This window comes from Chitinophaga sancti (assembly GCF_034424315.1).
Lineage (GTDB): Bacteria > Bacteroidota > Bacteroidia > Chitinophagales > Chitinophagaceae > Chitinophaga > Chitinophaga sancti.
This window is the reverse complement of sequence record NZ_CP139972.1, coordinates 4,401,838-4,425,099: the sequence shown is the minus strand read 5'-3', so window position 1 is coordinate 4,425,099 and position 23,262 is coordinate 4,401,838. Positions and strand designations below refer to the sequence as shown.

General features: G+C 34.0%; 19 protein-coding genes. 7 read left to right on the top strand and 12 right to left on the bottom strand.

Features of this window, described 5'->3' with window-relative positions; translation table 11 throughout:
- Positions 1-13: 13 nt before the first annotated feature.
- Positions 14-1,537 carry a hypothetical protein gene (locus U0033_RS16910; protein ID WP_072366799.1) on the bottom strand — a complete coding sequence of 508 codons (1,524 nt, stop codon included), beginning with the start codon at positions 1,535-1,537 and terminating at the stop codon, positions 14-16.
- A gap of 315 nt (positions 1,538-1,852) precedes the next feature.
- Here U0033_RS16910 and U0033_RS16905 point away from each other — a divergent pair, with 315 nt between their 5' ends.
- Together U0033_RS16905 and U0033_RS33340 are read left to right on the top strand one after the other, a co-directional pair.
- Complete coding sequence (locus U0033_RS16905; RefSeq protein ID WP_072366797.1) at positions 1,853-2,113, top strand: transposase; 261 nt, start codon at positions 1,853-1,855, stop codon at positions 2,111-2,113.
- Positions 2,114-2,169: 56 nt separating this feature from the next.
- Positions 2,170-2,403: an integrase catalytic domain-containing protein gene (locus U0033_RS33340; RefSeq protein ID WP_177318779.1), complete on the top strand. Its 234-nt coding sequence runs from the start codon at positions 2,170-2,172 to the stop codon at positions 2,401-2,403.
- 98 nt (positions 2,404-2,501) lie between these two features.
- Here U0033_RS33340 and tnpC read toward each other — a convergent pair whose 3' ends face one another.
- The 7 genes from tnpC to U0033_RS16865 form a co-directional block, all read right to left on the bottom strand.
- Positions 2,502-4,295, bottom strand: a complete 1,794-nt coding sequence (gene tnpC, locus U0033_RS16895; RefSeq protein ID WP_322518477.1) for an IS66 family transposase — start codon at positions 4,293-4,295, stop codon at positions 2,502-2,504.
- A gap of 41 nt (positions 4,296-4,336) precedes the next feature.
- The gene (gene tnpB / locus U0033_RS16890; protein ID WP_322518478.1) at positions 4,337-4,696 is read right to left on the bottom strand and encodes an IS66 family insertion sequence element accessory protein TnpB; all 360 of its coding nucleotides are present in this window, start codon (positions 4,694-4,696) and stop codon (positions 4,337-4,339) included.
- Position 4,697: 1 nt separating this feature from the next.
- A complete protein-coding gene (gene tnpA, locus U0033_RS16885; protein WP_072366475.1) occupies positions 4,698-5,018 on the bottom strand; it encodes an IS66 family insertion sequence element accessory protein TnpA in 321 nt (106 codons plus the stop codon).
- Between the two features lie 905 nt (positions 5,019-5,923).
- Positions 5,924-8,569 carry an alpha/beta hydrolase family protein gene (locus U0033_RS16880; protein WP_072366473.1) on the bottom strand — a complete coding sequence of 882 codons (2,646 nt, stop codon included), beginning with the start codon at positions 8,567-8,569 and terminating at the stop codon, positions 5,924-5,926.
- Positions 8,570-8,924: 355 nt separating this feature from the next.
- Positions 8,925-10,412, bottom strand: a complete 1,488-nt coding sequence (locus tag U0033_RS16875) for a hypothetical protein (protein WP_143150987.1) — start codon at positions 10,410-10,412, stop codon at positions 8,925-8,927.
- 8 nt (positions 10,413-10,420) lie between these two features.
- Entirely contained in the window at positions 10,421-11,926 is a 1,506-nt protein-coding gene (locus U0033_RS16870) for a hypothetical protein (RefSeq protein WP_072366469.1), read from the bottom strand.
- 40 nt (positions 11,927-11,966) lie between these two features.
- Positions 11,967-12,449 carry a peroxiredoxin family protein gene (locus tag U0033_RS16865; RefSeq protein ID WP_072366467.1) on the bottom strand — a complete coding sequence of 161 codons (483 nt, stop codon included), beginning with the start codon at positions 12,447-12,449 and terminating at the stop codon, positions 11,967-11,969.
- Positions 12,450-12,639: 190 nt separating this feature from the next.
- On the opposite strand from U0033_RS16865, the gene U0033_RS16860 reads away from it, so the two are divergent.
- Entirely contained in the window at positions 12,640-14,163 is a 1,524-nt protein-coding gene (locus tag U0033_RS16860) for a hypothetical protein (RefSeq protein ID WP_072366466.1), read from the top strand.
- 41 nt (positions 14,164-14,204) lie between these two features.
- Entirely contained in the window at positions 14,205-15,740 is a 1,536-nt protein-coding gene (locus U0033_RS16855; RefSeq protein WP_072366465.1) for a hypothetical protein, read from the top strand.
- A gap of 207 nt (positions 15,741-15,947) precedes the next feature.
- On the opposite strand, the gene U0033_RS16850 is transcribed toward U0033_RS16855, so the two are convergent.
- Complete coding sequence (locus U0033_RS16850; protein ID WP_083571920.1) at positions 15,948-16,946, bottom strand: helix-turn-helix domain-containing protein; 999 nt, start codon at positions 16,944-16,946, stop codon at positions 15,948-15,950.
- Positions 16,947-17,047: 101 nt separating this feature from the next.
- The gene (locus U0033_RS16845; protein WP_072366462.1) at positions 17,048-18,571 is read right to left on the bottom strand and encodes a hypothetical protein; all 1,524 of its coding nucleotides are present in this window, start codon (positions 18,569-18,571) and stop codon (positions 17,048-17,050) included.
- Positions 18,572-18,751: 180 nt separating this feature from the next.
- On the opposite strand from U0033_RS16845, the gene U0033_RS16840 reads away from it, so the two are divergent.
- From U0033_RS16840 to U0033_RS16830, 3 genes are read left to right on the top strand one after another with little or no spacing between them, the layout of a single operon-like run.
- Positions 18,752-20,074 (top strand): sugar porter family MFS transporter, encoded by a 1,323-nt coding sequence (locus U0033_RS16840; protein ID WP_072366460.1) that lies wholly within the window; start codon positions 18,752-18,754, stop codon positions 20,072-20,074.
- Positions 20,071-20,904, top strand: a complete 834-nt coding sequence (locus tag U0033_RS16835; protein ID WP_072366458.1) for a phytanoyl-CoA dioxygenase family protein — start codon at positions 20,071-20,073, stop codon at positions 20,902-20,904. Before U0033_RS16840 ends, U0033_RS16835 begins: the two co-directional genes overlap by 4 nt.
- Positions 20,904-21,692 carry a sugar phosphate isomerase/epimerase family protein gene (locus U0033_RS16830; RefSeq protein WP_072366456.1) on the top strand — a complete coding sequence of 263 codons (789 nt, stop codon included), beginning with the start codon at positions 20,904-20,906 and terminating at the stop codon, positions 21,690-21,692. Before U0033_RS16835 ends, U0033_RS16830 begins: the two co-directional genes overlap by 1 nt.
- Here U0033_RS16830 and U0033_RS16825 read toward each other — a convergent pair.
- A complete protein-coding gene (locus U0033_RS16825) occupies positions 21,667-22,398 on the bottom strand; it encodes a class I SAM-dependent methyltransferase (RefSeq protein ID WP_072366454.1) in 732 nt (243 codons plus the stop codon). The two genes, U0033_RS16830 and U0033_RS16825, sit on opposite strands and share 26 nt — an antisense overlap.
- A gap of 17 nt (positions 22,399-22,415) precedes the next feature.
- Positions 22,416-23,231, bottom strand: a complete 816-nt coding sequence (locus U0033_RS16820; RefSeq protein WP_083571919.1) for a glycosyltransferase family 2 protein — start codon at positions 23,229-23,231, stop codon at positions 22,416-22,418.
- Positions 23,232-23,262 lie beyond the last annotated feature (31 nt).

Sequence of the window (23,262 nt, the reverse complement as noted above, 5' to 3'; positions counted from 1 at the left end):
ATAAAAGATAATATTATTTGATGTCAGACTTAGTATTAGGTCTATTATCTGTAATTATATCAATCATTATGAACGAAAATATAATTGTTATTTGAATTGGAAACATTTGATGTCTTAAAGCAATGGGAGAAGCGAAAACGCTAAAAAGATAATTTGATATCAATAAGAAAATTGTAATTATTATTATTTTTATAATAATAGAATTTAGATTGATTTTTTGTAAATAGAACAAAACAATTATACTAGATAAGAATAATAAATTCATAATTCCAGCTAGCATGGGATATAGCCTATAAATGGATTCTAATATTTCAGGATTTTCAATGTTAGTGTTAAGCATATTGGTGTCATAATGAAACCATTTTTGAATATACTCAGGAACTTCTTTTAATCCAGAATTGTAGTATTCCAAAAATTCAATCGGTGGCGTGAACCATTTTTTAGAATTGGGAATTATTACATGTTGGATGAATGTTATCGGATAATGTTTAATTATCCATTTTCCATAATCGTTAAATAAGGCCCCGGCCAGAGCCCAAGATTTTTGTTCATTACCTCTGTTTTTATTGAGATATTCATTTCTCCAATAAATTGACAAAGGACTGGAATCTTTCCACATATAATCATGATAAGCTTCTATTTTTTCCTCAGGGTGTCTTGGATTATTTCTTGTGGAATCAAAATATGTTCTAACAGCATTATCTAATTTCATAAACCGTTGCGGAACTCTTTTATGAATTGAATCAGGAATATATCTATAGGCATACAACGCATTATTGGCCATTAGCCATCCTGCAAATGGGGTAAATTGCCGAATACCGCATAATTCATAATATTTATCTTTATTAAATTTTATGAATGCCCCAATTAATAATAAGCTTAATAGCAAACTTATCGTTTTTAGTTTCCATTGATATCTGGTGAGAAATACGCTAAATAATGATATGAAAGGGTAAAACATTGCATTATACCGAACAGTAAATGCAATAAATAGAGCAATTGCATGGAATATTACTATTTTAGATGTCGGTTTTATTGCCAACCATATTAGTAACGTGAACCATATTAAGCTCATAGAGAAGAAAAAGTTGTCGCTTGAAATTGTATTTGCTAAATGCAAAAATAATGGATTTAATACTGTAATTAATACTAATGTATATTTAGTTATAAGTTGAGTATTGTAAAAATAGAAGATGGTAAATATCAATGATAACGCACTTACTTGCAATAATAAATATTGAAACACTACGAGTGCGGTGTCTGAAATTGTTATAGCGCTAAATGCTCTTAGGAACATAGGATAACCTATTGGATAAGTATCAATTTGTACATTTCTAAATGCTTCATCAATATAACAATATGAGTCGCCAAAAATAAAACTTGCATAAGGATATAATAATTTGTATAGAATAATTTGAATTATTATAACTATAATCGAAATAATAATCAATTTTCTATTTTGATAATATTGGAAAACGTTTTCACTTAAGCCTTTCTCTTTACGTAATCTATGTACTAAATTGTCTAAATTTGTCATGTCATCTAGTAGAATTAAACTATATTAATTTAAAAAAGAGATCCTAATTTGTGGTTAGGAAATCAAGAAAAGTATTAATTTTCTGAAATTTTTAAAGAATATTCCTATGACTTTTAGACTTAGTAAAGAAGTATCTCGTTCAATCCCCAACGATTCGTGCCTAAAATTATCAACGGCAAGAAACATCTTCCATTAACAAAGATATCATGCATATATTTCATGTGTAAGGTTCCCCAAAAATGGCCTAGTGTGGTTAGAGAAAAATCTCTAACTTAAATACAATTATGAAAAAAAGTACGATTCACTGAGAACCCAATTATCTCCATCCTGAAGAAACAGGAATCATGCATCTCCATTAAGGATCTGGCTAGGGAAAACGGTGTTAGCGAAGGATGCATTTATAACTGGAAGGCCAAGTATGGTGATATGGAAGCTAATGAGTTGAAGCAGATGAAAGAACTTGAAGAAGAGAATGCTAGGCTTAAGAGCATTGTAGCCAATCTAGCCCTTGAAAATGATGCTGTCAAAAATGTGCTGGAAAAAAAGCTCGGCAGACTTACGACAAACAACAAGTAATTGAATTATTGGTGCGTGAGAAAGTGAGTTAATGTCAGGCTTGTAAACTGGTAGGCGTGCCTCGTTCTTCATTCCGCAATAGGGAATCGTTGTTGATTGAAATAGATACCTCATTACCCAATCTCCGGGTGATAAGAGTGCTTGAGAGGATAGTTGAAATGCGTGGCAAACCACAACAGATAGGAGTTGATAATGGCCCTGGGTTTGTAAGTGATCAGCTGCAGCAATGGTGCCGGCAAAGTGATATTCATTTACAGTTCATACAATCAGGCAAACCAGTTCAAAAGTAAGCATACGATCTGGGGCGTCTTTTCAAAGTAATTTATAGATGCTACATTTGCAACCATACATCACCCATCACTAAGTTCTTTGATTATTTCTAGCCATCCTAAATAGCTGCTTTTCCTGCTGCTGCTGATTTCCAATTTGAAGGTAGTAACTGTGTCAGTTCACTGGCTGTGCAGTCGTGGAGTCGATTATACACATCATTTAAGTATTCGAATGGATCAATCCGATTCAGCTTACAAGTTTCTACGAGAGAATAAAATAATGCAGCCCTTTCCCCACCATGTTCATTACTAGCAAAAAGGGAGTTTTTCCTAAATAATGTAATTGGACGGATCGCGTTCTCAGTCGAGTTATTGTCAACGTCTATTCTTCCGTTTAAAAATAATATATTCAGCTTATCCCACTGATTATTTGCATAAGTAATAGCTTTAGCCAACAGGCTATCAGGTACATGTTTATCCTTGTGTTCATCCAACCAGCTGCGGATCTTGTCAAAAAAGGGTTTACTATATTTCTGTCGTAATGCCAGTCGTTGGTCGGGAGTAAAATGTTTACGTTTAGCATACGCTTCTATACGGTAAATGATATTAAAGTATACAAGCACCTGGTCTGCCAGTATTTTATTTTGTCGCTGAGCTTTTTTGAAGCCTCTGCGGATATGGGCCAGGCAGCTCATCAACGTAACTTTGTCGTTCTCTTTAAAAGCAGCTGTATAAGACGATAGCGCATCTGTTTGTAATATGCCTGCAAAGTCTTTCAGAATTTCTTTTGGTACATCATGAGCTCTGCCAGGATGAAATTCAAAGAGCACAAGCTTGTGTTCCGGTGCATGAAACACCCACATCCAACCATTGGCGGCTTTGCCCTGACCTTCGTCGTGAAGGTATTTTAGGGTAGTCTCATCGGCCTTAATGTAACTGGCCGTCTGTACAGTCTTCTTCAATAATTTTAATAATCGCTTCAGCTTTTTATAACAAACTTCCTCCCAGTGGTCGATTGTTGATGCTGCAAAACTAACGCCTGTCAGGCGCTCAAACCGCTGCTGCTGGCGATAGTATGGCATATAGTAAACAAAACGCTCACTGTGCAGATGGGCAAGTAATTTGTTGCCTACAATTCCCCTTTCTATCATCCGTGGCTGGACAGGAGTGCAGTGGATCTTTCCATCTGCTGATTTATATTGAAGGTGATGTTCTTCTTTTCTGATTAGTTTTCCGGGAATAATTTCGTAATAAACAGAGACCTTCTTCCCCATAGGCTTCATGCCTGTTTTGTCTCCGGGAAGATCATAAACAATGGTTTCTGTTTCCAGGTGAGTGGGGATGGGTCTTCTTCCTTTATGTGCTTTGTGACGCTTTTTTCTGCGGCTGGTTTTGGAAGTAGTGCCTGTTTGGGTATCTGTGATGGTCGAAGCTATTGTTTGTTCAATAATAGCTTCGACTTCGGTTTTATCAAATTCTTCTCCCAGGGTTTGCTGAATAGCTGTCTGTGTAGTTGCCGCGTCAGGAATAAATTTTTCACTACGCTGGCCAAATAACATCTCCTGCAGCTCTTTTAATTGCCAGTCTTTACGCTGTGCCTCATCTGTTTTGCCAGCAAGAGCGGTCTGCAGTTCTGCAATAGTTTCCTCCAGAGATGCAATCCTCCTATCTTTATCAATCCCGCGTTCCTGCTCATTAGATAACCAACGTTTCTGCTGGTCTTTTTCTTCTTTTAGCGCAGTATTCTCTGTTGTGAGCTCCTGAATAATGCGACTGAACACATGTCTTTCCTGGGTAAGTGCATTAGATAAATCTGCTTTCTGCAGTTGCAGCGCATTCACTTGTTCCAGTGCTTCAGACAATGTGTATATGATCTCAGGTTTCACTCGTCGCAAAGGTAATATCGCGGACATTCATACCCAAGTATTTATGATTTATTCTGATAAAATATTTATCAGCTTTTATGATATCTGCCTGATCGTTCATAACGTTTGCGGAATCTCACTTCTACTCCTTCCAATATTAGTAAAAGATCCTTCTTTTCTAACACCATCATCTTAGTTTCAATGTTGTATATAGGTGTACCAAAAGTACCTCTTGACAATCTTTTATAAAATATGCCGAAGCCGTCTCCATCCCAGCCAAGAATCTTAACCTGCGTGCGACGGTGATTGAAAAACGCATAGAGGGTACCATACTGAAAAGGGTCTTCTTTCATCTCATTTACAACAATACCAGACAGGCCGTTAAAACTTAAGCGCATATCTGTGTTGCTGTTCCATAATACTAGGCGATAACCAGTTAGTGATAACATATTACAACAGGGCTTTTAGATATGAAGGTTCAACGCGCTGATAAAAAACAATACCGCGATATTCTGCAAAGATAGTTCCCGACACAGGCTCTTGTTGGACCGGAGAGAGGTCTACATCAATAAACCCTACGGGAGCATTTGTTTCTACAAGTTGATTCCCATAGCGTTTGCGCCAATTATAAAAAGTACCTGCCGATATCTGAAAGGCAGCGGTAAACTCCTTCACACTTATATTACCAGCCTGAGTGAACTGTTCAAGAGCTGAGATGATCTCTTGTTCACTGAAATGATGACCGGTTACGGAAGATTTTTTTCGTTTCATATTTGCTATTCTTACGAACGCAAAGTTAGAAGCTAATCAGTTGCATTGGGGGATGCTCCGCGTCGTATGCTTACGTTCAAAATACCTTTATCGAGCGCAATAATACCTCACTAAGCAGGGAGTTGTTGGATGCTTATCATTTTTTCACACTAGCTGAAGTCCGAATGATGGCTGAGGAATAGGAGGTACGATAATAATACATCCAGACCTCATCAGGCACTGGGATTTGTTCCTCCTTTGGAGTTCGGAATATAAATGTTGAAATTTTTTTTAAAAAACTCTTATTCTACCTGGATCAAAATATAGGTAAGCTTACAGATACTTCTTGTTATTATTCCGTTTACAACGAAATAAGGAATATAATATCTACCAGATTACAGACTTTACGTCCTTTCTCCTGCAACAATAATTCATCTCTGGTAATTATCATCAGGCCATCTAACTTTTTTAAGACATACCTGTGGTAGTCATTCCCAAGATTCAAATTGACTACGATATGCTTTAGTCTGGTATTTCCAATTTATTCACTTCAATTCGTCAGCTCAAATGCCGTCATACTTTACTTTCTGGTTGTTAATGGTGCTTTGTTAACATTGTTTCCCTCAGCTAGATTCCTAATGATTATACGTGATCACTGTTCTTCAAGATAGAAATAATCTAGCTCTCAGTGAAATTTTTTTCATATTGCATTTAAGGTAGAGATTTTTCTTTAACCTCATCATGACATTTTTTTTGAACCTCACTAGATAAAGTGAATGATGTGGCCTCATGGGGCAATTCATAATTTCATTAAATAGGGAAATCAAGTCTATATTTATATAGACTTGATTTCCCTATTTAATGAAATTTTTTATACAATAAATGGAAATTATAAATTTTATTGGCTAAATATTTGATCGACTTCTTTAAATTGAATCAATAGGAAGTCCACTAGGCGGATTCCGAGTTGTAAGATCGTATTCTGTTGAAGATCGCTGATGAGTTAGTATCATAGAAGTTCCCTCTGTCATCCATTTAGGTATGGGGCTTCCCTTTAAATAATAATCAAAGAATTGATTCATTCGGCCATATAAATCTCTTTGATCATTTTTATCAAAGACACCATGAGATACTGAATCACTTAGATATTGAAGTAACCAAGCTTTCTTACCCATTCTTCTTAAGGAAATGAAAAATTCTATTCCTTGTTGAATATTTACATTTCCATCTAGTTTACTAATTACAATCAATAAAGGAGTAGTTACGTTTTTGACATAATTTATTGGTGAGTTGCGTAGATATCTTTCAGGATCTTTTGCCAAACTAACTCCCATTCTAACTTGCCCATATTCGTAAATTTCCTCTCTTATTCCTGGTATATTTCCATAAGCACTTACAAGATCACTCATTCCAGAAATGGAAACAATTGCTGAAAACTTGTGACTTAATGCTGCTAGACAATTTACTCCATACCCACCAAAACTACCGCCACTTGCACCATAGTGAGCACTGTCTACATATGGTAAATGAGATAAATAATCAGCGGCTCCTTCGACGCAATTTACAATACTATTTGCTGTTTCTCCTAGTTTGAAGTGAATATCTGGAACACAAACCAAATAACCCCGACTTAACATAATGGGGATATTAAAATAGAATATACTCGTATAACCTGGAAGTAGAAAGTAATTAAGCTTGAAACTCTCTTGTTCATAGAAATTAAATAGAACAGGATACTTTTTAGTGGAGTCGAAATTTCCAGGTTTATAGAGAATGGCATCGTAGATTTCTCCGGTTTTAGTGGTGTATTTGATTAGTTCTGTTGTAAACCAATTAAACTTTTTCTCCGGATGTACATTTGACAAAGGTTGAAAAGATTTAAAATTAGTAGTCCAAAAATAATTAGGGGCATCTGTAGGACTCATTCGTTTTACAATCCAAGTATTTGAATTCTTTGCTTTCTTTATTTCATCATAAGTATAATTTCCCATGGATAATAATTCCGGATCTTTATTTATACCAAGTTTGATTTTATAAAATCCAGTTTGCTTGTTTTTTTCATTATAGGCGGATAAAATCACTTCTTTATTTCTTTTGTATTTTCCATCATCTGGAATCATATGAAAAGTAATGTTATGACTTCTTCCAAAGCTGTTGGTGAGATTGATAGCACTAAATTCATTTCTACAGTCTAACAACCATAAATCATAATAATCGGAGATTATCACATTTGAATCGGGCGTCACATATGTATTAAAAGAGAGCCCACGACCTTTTAGGGTTTCTAGTGTTTCCATAAAGTCATTATATAATGGAATTGGCAATTTAGATGTTAAGTTATAAAGTACTTTTTTTTTAACATCGGTGCAAAATATATCGGTCCAGGCTTGGTAAGATCCGGTGACAAAATTTCCGGATATGGACATGTTATTATTATCGTTATCTGTATGAATTCTAACTGTATCTTCAGTATCAATAAATAAAACATAGTCCTTATGACGACTTTTCTTATTCCAATAAAGTTGGGCACTAGGGCCTTCAGCGCTTTCAATAAAAAATGCGTTCTCATCTTCTGAGATTTTTTTGATTCTTTCATTGTCATGTTCAATCCTTTTGTTTTTTTTGGTGATTAAATTATAAGAGCAGGTGTAATGGGGGCGGGTTAACGAAGGGTTAAGATTAAATATTCCATCAAGATAACTGGAAATACTTACTTGGGCTTTTGAGGATTTTAAAGGGGGAATGGATTGATTCATATAAAAAAAAAGCAATTTCCCATTATTGCTAAAACGATTAAGAATAGGATTTGTCAAACCGGTAAATTCTCTTTCATTGGCTAATTCTATAGGCGTAATTTTTATTTCATTATTCGTATCGTACAAGAAAAACAACGAATTTATACTGAAAGCAATTTTGTCACCATTAAAGTCTACTATTACATTCTCTATATTATCATTTCCTTTCCAGATTAAAGTTTTTTTTTCCGTATTAATATCAAATTTATAAAGATAGGTTAAATTATTTTCCTGAGTTACAAGTACAATAGCTCGCCTGTTATTGGCAACTCTATAATAGAGGCAATTTTCAAACGTTTTTTTTTTTTTATTTAAATCCAATATAACTAAACTATTGTTTTTTTTTTCGATAAAGGAGATTATTGCTTCGTTTTCGTTCCTGCTAATTATTTGATCATTTTTAACTTCACCGAATGTATCTATTTCGTTACTTCCAAGTTTTAAACAAGCTAACTGTTTATCAGTGTAGGTTCTAAAAATCAAATATCTGCTATCTGGCGTAAAAGATGCGGTTCCATCCATATTGATTTCTTTTTCCCATTTCTCATTGATTGCCTTAACAATTGCTATTTTGGAGGAAATACTATACTGAATAATTGGGGCGGCCTGATCATAATAAATATAATTTGCATTATCTGAGATTTCGTAATATGAATTAATAAAAGTTGGAAAGCTTTTCAAATCGCTCGTATCCAATAAAGGTTTTGAAAGGCCTTGTCCGTAGTTGAGGTTGACAAATACAATTAAGATCAAGGACATTAAAATGAAATTTTTCATAAAATTTAATTTAGTTTAAAGGTTGCTTTAATTTGTATTATTTTTCAATATATATCTATAGATTTGATACAATTCATTTTGATTTATTCATTAAATGAGTAGATAGAATGCAATTAAACATTACTGATAAATAAGGTCATAATTAAATACAGGTAAAGTAATTTGTCTGTAATTAATTATTCTGTTTGAGAAGATTATTGCATTAAGATGTTTTTTATAACATCTTTTCATATAATTTGTATTACTGACAGAGAATTATTCCAAATGCGATTAGAGGCATAATGAATAATATTTCTGAAAAAGGGGGTAATTATTGTTTAAGCTAGTTTATGTGTAAAAATACTTTCTTTTGTATTTAACTAGTTTTTTTAATGTTCTCCTGAGAGATAAGTACGTTTAGAATCAATAAAATATTGATAGATTCAAGTATGAAAACGGTTAATTGAAATCTTAATACACTTGGTGCAATTAATATAATGAAAAGAAAATTTAGTATACAAATAGTGGCTAACATGGAAATAGTAATCGCATAGATTCTTATTGTATCTTTATAGCCCCCTATAAACAAAAATGCTATAAAAGTAAAAAGGAAACAGATATGAACAACTGTAAATATTAATCCATAAGGAGCTAATATTACTGCTCTTAAATGAATAAGGCTTTCTGGAACAGATATAGTGGTGAGGTTAAACCATTGTTGTGTTTTTAAGCTGAAATCAGTATTCATTAATGAAAAAGCAAGATTATCAGTATCATAAATTTCTAAAATAGGAAAGTAATACGTAAATATATTGGGTGCGACTACATACTTTACAAATTCTAATGGATATTTTTTAATAAGGTAATTGCCATAATCTTTGTAGAATGGGCCAAAATAAGCTAGCTTTTTGAAATCGGATGTCGCTGGAGCTATTCCTTTACTTACTTTCATATATTGTCTTAATGGAGAAGGGGAAAAAGATGTATACCACGTTCCTTGGGTAACATCTAAATGTTCTAATAAATCCACTTGTGCATGCGGCTCGCTAAAATATCTTTGAGTTATACTATCTATTACTTTGAATCGAGATGGTATAGACCCCTTGTTTTGTTTGAAAGTATGTTCATACATATACAATGCATTATTAGCTTGCTTCCAACCTCCAGTATAGGAAAACTGCCGTGAGCCTGTAACTAATTCCATTTTGTGATTAGTATATTGAATAAAGCCTTCAATAAATAATATCATTAAAAAAATTCCTAATATTTTCCATTTTAAGGGTTGGTCGCTTAGCATGAAAATGCAAATTGAAATAACCGGATAATATATTGCTGAATATCTTATAGTAAAAATCATTACTAAAAGGATAGCATGTGTAAGTATCATGTATGGTTTAGGATTATAAATGAGCCAAATTAGTTGCCCTACCCATAGCATGCTAAGAGCAGTAAATAATGTATCCGACATTATATGATTGCTGCCAAATAAGAATAAAGGATTAATAAAAATAAAAATAAAAATGATAACATAGATCCATTTTTTCAAAACAAAAATTATTCTAATTGAAAGAAAAAGAAAAAGGAGTGAAAATTGCAATATAAAATATTGAACTGTTACTAAAGCATTTCCAGAATGAGTGAAAGAACCTATTAGGCGAATAAATTTTGAGTAGCCTACAGGCCAGGTACTAACATCAGAATTTGAAATAGCGGCTTCAATGTAATAGTAAGAATCAAAGGTTAAATTGGGATACGGATAATAGATTTTAAATAAAGACCAAATAATAGCACTAAGCATTACTGCAATTATGCTATAGGTAATGTAAGTTCTGTTTTGAAGTGATTTGTTATTTGATAATTGCATTTTTATAATTATGCTCTTTTCTTTTCAGATCTTAGAATTTCCTCAATAAAATATACTGCCAATGTAAATTCGATAGCTATTATTGATGGTTGGTATCGTAATACACTTGTTGTTGATAATACCGTGAAAATATAATTACCTAGACACATCATAGCCATGATCATTATTCCATAGATTTGTATTCTATTCATTAGATTGAAGCCATGTAAATAGATGAACAAAATAAAGGTTAAGATGAATATTAGATGAATGGCTGTATAAATTGATGGATAAGGACTAAGGATAATTTCTCTGAAATGTATATAACTTTCTGTCACTTTTAGCGTAGTCAATTTATACCAGTCGCGGGCTACTTTACCGTATATATTGTCCATCCATAAAGAAAATGCTTCTGGGTTTTTGTTGAATATTTCCGGATATGGTGTAAAATATGATAGAGAGTTTGGGAATACTACATATTTTAGATAACCAGTAAGATGATGTAGAATTAAGTAATTACCGTAAGAGCGATATAATGGTCCATAAGGAGCGGTACGATGAAAATCCAGGCTCCAGTCTTTAAAGCCAGATTTTAATTGCATATAGCTGTATAGAGGAGTTCCTCCTACAGCCATATAAAAACTACCTAATGTAATTTCCTGATCCGGGTAAAATAAACTAACCTTCTGATGTGGTTTGTTGAAATAATCACGTACTAAGCTATCAAGTTCTGTGAATTGACCATTTAATGGCGTTTTTTCTTTTTTGTAATAATGTTCATAAATGTAGAGACCATTGCTAGCCTGTTTCCAGCCATTTGAGTAAGCATATTGGTTGACTCCTGAAATTTTCTTCATTTCATTACTGGTGTATTGAATAAAAGTTCCAAGAATAAAGATGGATAGTATTATTCCTACGAATTTCCATAAAGTTTTTATCCTTGAAACACCAAATGCAAAAACAGTAATAATTGGAAAATATAAAGAATTATATCTTAGGTCAAATAAGATCAAAAGTAAAATAGCCTGAGTAATAACCATGTAAGGTTCAAATCGGAATATAATCCATAGTATTTGAGTTATCCAGATAGCACTAATCCCTAAATATAAAGAATCTGATAAGATATGATTACTGCAAAATATAGTGATTGGATTAATAAATAGGAATATAAAGATTATTAACGAGCTCCATTTCCTCGGAGAAAAGAATAATCTAAAAGTAATGAAGAGAAACAGGAAACCAAGTTGGATAGTGAAATATTGGATTCCTGTCAACAGATTGGCTGCATATGAATGGGAACCAATTATTTTGATAAATTTCGAATAGCCCACTGGCCATCCCGCTGCATTTGTATTCAAATGCATATTCATCAAATAGTGATAGGAATCAAAGGTAAGATTTGGATAAGGATAATAATATTTATATAATATCCATAAAAATGCACTTATTCCAATTGCAAATATGGAATATTTAATATCAGAAGATCCGATTCTTTCTTTTCTTTTTTTTAATGATAAATTGGGAATAATATTCATTATAGTATAATAATGTTATTTTGGTATAACAGAAGTAATTCTAGTACTTCTGTATTTCTCTACTTCCTATTTTCCCCATAAATACTGCTTTCAAAATTTTATTCTTATTATAAATGGCTGTATATGGAGCACCGATCGTATTAAAGTATTTGCTAAAGAAATGTGCAGTGTCACGGCCCACTCTTACATTAGCATAATCATTTAATCTATGTTGATCGATAAAATGTTCTATTGATGGGAGTGTATCAGCAGAAATAAAGTAAAATTTATACTCATCCATATGGTTGATATTACCTAAAATATCCTCAGTTTCTGCCTGACAATAGGGACAATGTGTACGGAAATATACAAATACTACCTTTGAACCTGAAGGAATTTCAGAGGTATTGTGGTACTCATCTTTAGCAACCTGATATGTAAAACTAGGCATGGCCTTCCCTTCTTTTCCTGTTTTTATAGGATCCTGTGTTGAACATGAGTATATAAATAAAAGGAAAACCAAAGATAGAGACTTAACTTTCATATTATTAAAATGGGGTTATAGTAGTTGAAATAAAACAAATTTAATTGCCCTAATAGTAATTATGTTTGGAGATGAGGAGTAAGTTTTAAACTTAAATTCCTCCGCAATGAAGTATTCCACATCTACTAAGTATTTTGAGATGGTTGATATTAAATTTTACATTCTATTATTGACCCCAAATTAAGATTCAATGACAATTTTTAGGTATCAGAAATTGACACAAATTGAATTTGAAAGAAAGATTTTTTATGATAAAGAAAATCTGATTTATTTAGGATTAGCTTATTCAATAACAGTATTGTTATGGTGGGTTTTTAAAAAATATTATCCTTTTCCTAATGTAATATTTGATTCATACTATTATTTGAATGCCACAGCCTCGAATGCTCTTGTAAATGCCTGGCCAATTGGTTATTCCTGGTTTGTAAGTTTTATTGGAAGATTTTCCCACTCGCCAAATTTATTTGTAACAGTTCAATATTTTCTTTTAAACACTTCTCTGTTAATTTTCTTTTTTAGTTTAAAATATTTATTTAATCTCCCTAAATGGATATCATTCATACTTTTTATTTTTCTGTTTTTTAACCCTATTTACATATATACAAGTAATTTAATATTATCTGATGCGCTTTTTACCACTTTAAGCATTTTATGGATTTCTAACATTATTTGGATCGTTAACTATCCACGATATTGGATGATAATAACTCATGCTGTACTAATATTGATGGTGTTTATGGTGAGATATAATGCTTTGTATTATCCAATGGTAGGAACAATTTCTTTTTTATTGATTAAGAAGGATTATCTCTATAAATTGATTGGTATATTTCTTCAATTTTTTTTTATAGGAGCTTTTATATTTTTTACTATTCATAAAAATAAATCCACTTTTGGAGTAAACCAATTTTCGTCTTTTGGAGGTTGGAAGTTAGCAAATGACGCTTTGTATATGTATAAGCATGTATACAAGAAAAAGGAAGATGTGCTTCCTCCGAAATTCTTACCCTTAGAAGCACATGTTAAACGGTATTTTGATGAAAAAATTGATTCCGTAGATTTGTTTACTCCTGACCCTACCAGCGGTAGTTATTATATGTATATCTATCCTTCACCTTTATTGACCTACCGCGATTCAGTCTTTGGCTATGTAGGTTCGCCTTTGGACATACAAACATTCTCAAAATTAGGGCCTCTTTATCAGGAATATGGTTCCAGATTAGTTATTAAAAATCCAATAGCATTTTCAGAATATTTTATATGGCCCAACATTCAGCGATATTTTATTTCTCCTCCGGAAGTTTATACTGATAGTTACAATCCCTTTACGATTCGTATGGATAGTTTAGGGCTAGCTACCAGAAAATGGTTTAATCTGAAATCGATATCAGCAAAGTACTCAGCAATAAATTTTAGAAATACGATTTTTATGAATTATCCTATACTCAATATAATTATTCATATGATGTTTTCGTTGACCTATATTTCTTTAATGGTGATGACTGGTTTTAGTGGTATTGGCGGTCAGCTTCGGAAAAGTATTTTTATAATAGGAGTATTATGGATATTTGACTTTGGATTTAATATTATAGCAGCAGCAGTTGTACTGCGCTACCAGATTTTTATCACTGTAATTGAATTTTCATTTGCTATCATCTTTTTAGGTAGAATAATTAATAATAAAAAGTCACAAAGCACTCCATTAAATATTTAGAGGCTGAGCTTAATAGTTTTATAAAATTAAACCCCCATACAATGTTTTTTGAAAAACATATGCTACCTCATTCTTTTAGGGCCTATATTAAACAAGACATAGAAATCCGGATAATATTAATTTTATCACTAGTTGTAATAATGGTACAATATTTCATTTTCAAAAATATGTACCCTTTCCCTAACTTTTTGCCTGATTCATATACTTACATTGAAGCTGCATTTTACAATTTAGATATAAGTATTTGGCCTATTGGGTATTCTAAATTTTTACGTTTCGTAAGTGTTTTTAATTACACCGGAATGGGCCTGTTTTTTGTTCAATATGTCCTCTTGCAGGGGAGTATTTTGTTTTTTATTTTGACTATTTGTTTTATTGTAAACCCAGGGAGATGGCTAATAAGGATAATGTTTGGTTTGATGGTATTAAATCCACTTTGGTTATATGTCAGCGATTTTGTTAGTAGCGATGCCTTATTTGCAGCACTTAGCCTTATTTGGTTGACAACCTTATTATTGATAATTTATAGTCCTACTATTGATCTTCTTATCGTTCATGGATTAGTTTTGTTTTTTGTATTCTCAGTCAGATATAATGCACTTTATTATCCGATATTTAGTTTCTCTGTTATATTGCTATCCAAAGTTCGCCCCAGGATAAAATTACTCAGATTAGCTATTGTATGCTTACCTGTATTGGTTTTTATAGGATATACTACATCGCTTTATAAGAAGAAATATGATACAGCTCAGTTTTCGCCATTTGGTGGTTGGCAGTTGGCAAGTAATGCTATGTATATGTATTCTCATGTGGCACCCAATACTCCTAAAAAGGTGCCCCCATCTTTAGCGAAATTACATGCATTGACTCTTCATCATATGGATTCACTAAACAACGTTAATCAATTTATCAGGCCGGATAAAATCCTTGGTCCTTATTATTTATGGGATGCTAATGCTCCAATGAAGAGTTATCTCGTTAAATATTCTATTGGAGACTCAACTACACCGTACATAAAAAAATGGGCACAACTGGCCCCCTTGTATAATGAATATGGATCATGGCTTATCAGGCAATATCCAATTGAATTTGCGAGATATTATCTTCTACCCAATTTTATCAATTATTATACACCTTCACAAGAATTTCTTGCTAAATACAATATGGGAGATGATACTATTAGTTCTGGTGCAGTCGATTGGTTTAAATATAAAACAAACAAAGTACATGGTTATTCGAAAGATAAATTGATTTCGGTTACCAGCATATTCCCGACATCTCTGGCTATAATTAATGTTCTTTTTATCTCGTGTTTTCTGGGGTGTTTATTTTTAAATGTTTTCAGTCACATAAATAGTACTTCAAAGAAGATTTTGATACTGCTCTTTTTAGTCTGGGGAGCTAACTTAACATTTAGCGTCATTGCTTCTCCCATCGTATTAAGATACCAGGTTTTCCCATTTATTTTTACATTGACGTTTGTAATCGTTCTTATAGGGTATCTTATTAAAGAAAAAGACAAAGAATCTACCATTAATGAAAATGAGAAAGATATGGAGGCTGATAATTTGATTTAGGATATTTATTTATAGTTTATATTTAAAAGTGCCCCGGATAGAGAGCCGGGGCGTTTAGTTTTTCCTCAATATACCATTAAATGTTCTTAAGTATTTAATAGAGAATTAATTTCAGATAATTATTCTCTATTAAAGATATTTGAAATTGCTTATGTTTTAATTAGGGCAGAGATTTTAAAATATAGAGTTATCGAAATTGTTAAGAAGTTACACAAGGTTTCGCTTCCTTAATTCTCTGGGGCTTAAGGAAAACCTTTTCTTAACAGCATAAGAAAAACTGGAATAGTCGGTATATCCAAATTCATCTGCCAGATCTTGTAGCGGAATATTAGATTCGGTAAGCTTCCTATAAATTATACTCATCCTGGCATTTTGAAAAAAATCATACACCGTTACACCATGTCGAAGCTTGAAGATATCCTCAAGTTTCTTTTCATTAGTACCTGCAAATCTCGCAAGTTGGCGCAAGGTAGGTGGCGATGGTTGATGGAGATGATTCAGGAGATGCACTTCTGTTTTTTCACCCCGTTCATGATCAGTCGCACTTAGGCCATTTGTATCTGTAAGGTATCGTGTAAGCATATCTAAAGATTCAATGATTAATTCAGCTATTTTTTGTTCCCGGTATTTTTCTCCGGCTACATTCGGTAGTTTTCTCTCGCAAATATCTTCTACTATGTTTCTTAACCTTCCATGAGCCACCATATTATGATCAAGTAACGTGACTGTATGACCATTTTCTGCTTTTTCAAGGAATATGTTTATAACAGGAAAGCTTTCTGATAATTCTTTTAGTGAGGCAATTGGAACATGGATGTGTAATGCACTATAAATACCAGGAGTTTTAAACCGTATTATATTCTTAAGTCTACGGGAGACAACCAGGTTTAAATGATGGTCACTTGACAAGCTTTCCTGATTATCGAATACGTAGTATAAATTTCCTTTAATAGTATAGTGCATTAACAGATCCTCAACATTGGATGATATCTTCAAGTCTATCGCTTTAGACAGAATGAAGTGTGTGAGCCAGCCTACATAATTACGGGTTGATATTTGCTGACAAATAAGATAACCAAAAGCTTCACTATATGCATAGTATGGTGTAGCTCCTTTTAAATAGTAGCTGGAAAACGATTCGGGCATACCTGGGGTAAACAATATTGGTTGCCCGATGAGGGTGGTAATGGACAATGGTAGGGTCATTACTACCAAGTTAGGAAGACATACTGCTATTTAATTTCTATTTACGTATTTAGAATTAATAATCTAGAAACATTTTGTGAATAATTTAGGGGATACATGGATTATACTTTTTTCATACCATTATATGAATCATGATTGTTAGACCTTCGGGCTGCACTCTCCATAATTAATTTGATGGATATTAAGGCTATTACAAATTCTATTATGATAAATGTAAATTGGAATCTGAGTACAGAGGCAGCAGATAATATGGTGAAAAGAAAATTAATAGTGCAAATAAGAACAAGAAGAAAATAAGATTTTCGGATAATATTCCCCCATTTTTTATAATGTTTTTGGAGAAGGATCGCTATGAGTGACAATATATAAATAACGTGAATAATAAAAAATAATAAAGGATAAGGACTTAAAATAATTCCCCTGATTTTAATGAAGTTTGTTAGTATTGTTATAGTCGTGAATTCAAACCAATTTTTAGCCACAACTCCTAAATGATTTGACCATAGATAATAGAGGTCGTTGGGTGTGCCATAAATTTCAGGAAATGGGAGTAAGTAGGCCATGATGTCTGGCAGTATTACATACTGAATATACGGCAAAGGATAGTGGGTAATCAGATAAGTACCATATGAATTGAAGAAAGGGCCGAATGGTGCTATGTTTTTAAATTCAAATACATCGGCATTTTCGCCCTGTTTAGTACGAAGGTATTGCATGAGAGGAGATTCATATGCTGCCACATAAAAACTACCAGTGGTGAATTCTTTATCAATGCTATAAAGGTCGACATATGTATGTGGTCCTTTAAAATAGTTTTTAGTCAGTTGATGGAGTACTTTGAATTTATCTGGTACGGGAGTATTATCTACTGCTGCGATGTGTCCGTACATATATAATGCATTGCTGGCTTGCTTCCAGCCACTTGCTGATGAGAACTGGCGAATACCGCCTACTTCTTCCATTTTGATCCGGGTAAATTGAATGAAAGCTCCCAGAAGTAGGAGAGTAAGTCCAATTCCAGAAATTTTACACCAGGTGCTTTGGTTGCTTATAATAAAGACCATAATGGTGAATAAAGGGAAATACAGCGCTGTATATCGGATAGTGAATATAGTAGTTAGAAGAAATGCCTGAGTAAAGATCATGTATAAGCGAGGTCTTTTAATGATCCATAGAAGCTGGCAAATCCAACAGATGGCAAAGCTACAAAAAACAATATCAGACATAATGTGATTACTTCCATAGATAAATAGTGGATTTAGGAATAGAAAGATGAATAAGATAAGGGAAGACCATTTTCCTATTTGAAAAATATTGCGGATAGATAAAAATAAATAAATGAATGAAAGCTGAAGAACTAAATATTGAATAGTTACCAGTAGAGTAGGGGAATGAGAGAGGTAACCTACAATGCGAATAAATTTGGAATAGCCAATAGGCCAGGATCCTGCATTTGCATTTTCATAAGCCGCACCAATATAATAATATGAGTCGATAGTGATAAACGGGTAGGGATAAATGAGTTTAAAAATAAACCAGATGATGAATGAGGTAATAATAGCAGTGGCAATAAAATAATGGGTTGATCGGGATTTTGACTGTAAAACAATGGGGGGTACTGGCATTTCAAAAAGGTTTGTAGAGAAATATAAAAGTTATGGAAGGAAATATACTTTGGAGGTAAAGGATATATAATAGGTAGTTTTTATACGGGCGATTTGAATAGCATGTACCTCTTTTGGGTCAATGCATTTTAATGACAATCTGGGAGTGTTACCTTTATTGCTGAAATGCAATGATCAGTTATGAAAAATGGATTTGTTATCCTCATTAGTGCCACTGCCGCATTAGGTGGTTTATTATTTGGTTTTGATACGGCTATCATCTCCGGCACAATTCCTTATATCCAAAGTTATTTCAGTATGGATGCTGTGTCGCTGGGTTGGGCAGTAGGATCTGGTTTGATTGGTTGCGCAATAGGATCGGTAATAGCAGGATATATATCTGACAGTCATGGAAGAAAGCTTTCTTTAATGCTTTGCGCGTTGTTGTTTGCTGTATCCGGTATTGGTGTTGCATTTTCACATTCTCTTTTCGCTTTTATATTATTCAGAATTATTGGAGGCATTGGAGTGGGGGCCGCTGCAATGGTATCTCCCATGTATATTGCTGAGATTGCCCCTTCTTCTGATAGAGGACGATTAGTGGCCTTGTACCAGTTAGCAATTGTAACAGGTATATTGGTGGCTTATTTTACTAATTATGGGCTGAATGACACTGGAATAAATAATTGGCGATGGATGTTTGGCAGTCAGTTAATACCTTCTTTGTTGTTTTTAATAATGTTATTGTTTGTGCCGGAAAGTCCAAGGTGGTTGGTGGGCAAAGGCAGGATTAAGGAATCCTTAACGATTCTGCAAAGGATAGTACCACCTTTTCAATTGCAACAGGAATTGGAGGATATAAAAAAGAGTTTTGCCAGCAAGGAACAAATAGGCCTTGCTCATTTATTCGAAAAGAGATATAGCAAGGTAATAATAGCAGGAGTGTTGCTGGCAGTGTTTCAGCAGGTAACAGGCATTAATGCCATCTTGTATTATGCTCCTGTAATATTTAACCAGACAGGAATCGGTAATAATGATTCTCTACTATACACTATTATTATAGGAGTGGTAAATGTGGTATCAACATTTATTGCAATAGGTTTAGTGGATAAGGTTGGGCGAAAACGTTTTTTATTAATCGGAAGCGTATTAATGGGAGGCTCACTTTTAATTGTAGCATTTTGTTTTTACCTGAAGTTTTTCCAATATTATATTATTCTGATAGCGGTACTCGTTTATGTAGCCAGCTTCGGTTGCACGTTGGGGGCGGTAACCTGGGTTTATTTGTCTGAAATTTTTCCTAATAGAATCAGGGCTTTAGCCTTGTCTCTATCCACGTTTGCATTATGGCTGGCTGACTTTATAATTAGTTACAGTTTTCCTATTATGACAATGCATATTAGTACCTCAGTTACATTGGGTATTTATGCGCTTTTTTGTGCAATAGCGTTTATTTATATGGTTACGAATATTCCTGAAACAAAAGGGAAATCATTAGAAGAAATTGAAACTTTATTTGTATGAATACTGATATAAATGCATATAATGACTTAGGCTACGTTGTAGTTCCTGATCTTTTTAATGTCGATGAAATTGCTTCTTTAAAAAAAGAAACTGCTGATATATTCAGGGGGAAAAGAGGTGTGATAGAGGGAATGCTGGATACAGATGAAAGTATGAGTGATGAAGATGTACTCAAGAAATATGTAGCTATTCATTTTCCACATAAGTTATCACCTGTTATTTATGAATCCTTATTTCATCAACGCATTACAGATGTTTTGACTAAGATAATTAGCCCGAATGTTAAGTGCATGCAATCTATGTTGTTTGTAAAGGGACCAGGTAAAGCGGGGCAGTCATGGCATCAGGATGAGTTTTATATTCCGACAAGAGACCAATCATTGACAGGAGTATGGATTGCCATTGATGATGCGACAGTAGAAAATGGATGCTTGTGGATTATACCGGGAAAGCCAGGTTATATTATGAAAAGGGTTGAAAATGGAAGTAATGAATATGCAGACGTAGACACAGTAGATGTAACTCAGTTAGCGGGAGATGCTATTCCTGTGGAGGTTAAAAGTGGTTCAGTAGTATTCTTTCACGGCTATACTTTACATAGTTCTTTGAGAAATAAGACAACAAACTGTTTTCGGACAGCCCTGGTAAACCATTACATGAGCGCGGAATCGATGTTACCATGGGATCAGGATGGAAACTTGCCAGCAACAGAGGATCTGAGGGATGTTGTTCTGGTGGCAGGGCAGGATCCTTATGCATGGAAGGGAACAATAGATGCGACGAAACCATATTTAAGACCAGAAAAACTGGTAATTAAAACTACAATTTAGTGAAATTGAAATTTTTTTGCCCCAGATGGGGGAGTGAAAATCTTTCCTGGGAGGCTTTTATGGACCAGGTAAAAAAAGAGGGGTATGATGGTGTTGAATATGCCATTACAGCTGATACTTCTGATGCTGTTTTGGACAACGTATGGAATTTAGCAGAGAAGAATAACATGGAGTTAATACCACAACATTTTGATACCAGCTCTTCTGATTTTAGTGAGCATTGTGATTTGTATGCAAGGTGGATGGAAAGAATTAAGAAATATCCCCGGGTAAAAATTAACTCCCAGACTGGTAGGGATATTTTTTCTTTTGAACAAAATTGCGCACTAATCAAACTGGCAGGACCTGGAGTGATTCATGAGACACATCGTGGAAAGTTTAGTTTTGCGGCCCATGTTACAAAACAGTATCTGGAATCTATTCCGGAGTTGAGGATTACATTTGATATCTCTCACTGGGTGAGTGTTGCTGAGTCTTTTCTTGAAGATCAAACTGAGGCTGTGGAGCTGGCTATTAACCGGGCGTCTCATGTACATGCCCGGGTCGGTTTTCCGGAAGGACCACAGATTCCCGACCCGAGATTGCCTAAATGGCAGGAAGCTGTGGATAAACATATTGGCTGGTGGTTGCAAATAGCTAATAGAAATAGCAAGGATGAGGTATTGACTATTACCACTGAATTTGGTCCATTTCCATACCTCACACATAATGTAAGCCAATGGGATATAAATGTATATATGATGAGGTTACTGAAGAAAACTCTTATTCCGGTTTCTGTCCCACAATAATAACAGATAGCCCAACTTGATTGAAAGTGACCTGATCAAGAATTCGAAAGATCGGTACCAGTTTGTTATAAAAACTGAGTTGGCCAGAAGGTAATTGTTTTTTTCGTAAGATAGTTCCAGATACGAACCAACCTAATATGCCTGCCATATTGAAATACCTGGTTTGCAGGATATGTATTTGCTGAGAATTGAATAATTCGGTGACGGATTTTCGGGTATACCGTCGAAAATGTTCCAGTTCTACATCAAAACTATTATATAATGTTTGGTATGCAGGAACCAATATTATGAGGTTGCCGCCTGGTTTTAACAGTTTTCTGCAATTTGCAATTGCCAGGTGATCGTCTTTAATGTGCTCGACAACATTTAATGCAAATACTGTATCAAATTTCCCTATCAACAAGTTATACCGACTGTCAAAATCGGCGTCTGCAAGATCAATCTGAAAAATTCCTTCTATCAGCGGTTGGTTAGTAAACTTTTTATCTAAGTAGTTACAATAATGGTCGCTGTAATCACTGAGAGTTATAGGATAATTGTTTTTAACGAAGCAATCAGAAATATTTCCAATGCCGCTGCCGATTTCGAGTACCCGGCCTTTTACAAAAGGTTGGATAGATTCAAACATCCAACCATTTAAGCGATCGACAACACTTAGGTTTTCAAGTGTGGATAAACCTACTTCATCAATTGTAGATCTTGTCATTTAGGGAGAATTTATAATTAAGATATCTTATTTACGGTTGTAATGGCTTCCTGTTTAAGGTATCTGGATGTGAGCATGCCATATTTGATAATGCACCAGACTGTTCTGACGCCATCTTTCCAGTTGATTTTTTTCCCTTCTCTATATGTACGACCATAATAGGATATACCTACTTCATAAATTCTGATATCTTTCAATCTGGCCATTTTGAGAGTTACTTCAGGTTCGAATCCAAAACGCTTCTCCTGAAGGTAGATCTGTTGGATAATATCAGTTCGGAATACCTTGTAACCTGTTTCCATGTCTGTTAGATTGAGGTTAGCAAACATATTGGCGAAAAATGTAAGAATACGGTTTCCCATCGTATGCCAGAAAAACATGATTCTATGTGGACTGCCACCCATAAAGCGTGACCCATAAACTACATCTGCAAAACCATGTACAATAGGTTTTAATAACACATTATATTCAAAAGGGTCGTACTCAAGATCAGCATCCTGAATGATCAGATATTCACCGGTAGCCTGTAGTATACCAGCATGAATGGCGGCACCTTTACCTTTATTTGCAGGAAAAGCGAGGTATTTTATTCTGTTTTCCTTATAGGTATTTATATATTCCAGAATTACCTGTTCCGTATTGTCTTTGGAGCAGTCATTAACAATGATAATCTCTTTTTCAATGTCATGAATGAGTAGAACAGCCCGGATTTTATCTAAAATCTGAGTGATGGTATTTTCTTCATTGTATGCTGGGATGATGATGGAAAGCGTTTTTAGTTCTTTCCAGGGGCTCACCTTGGGAGGTATTGTAATATTAAGCGTGTCATGCATAGGAACAACATTTGAATCGGAATGTATTCAT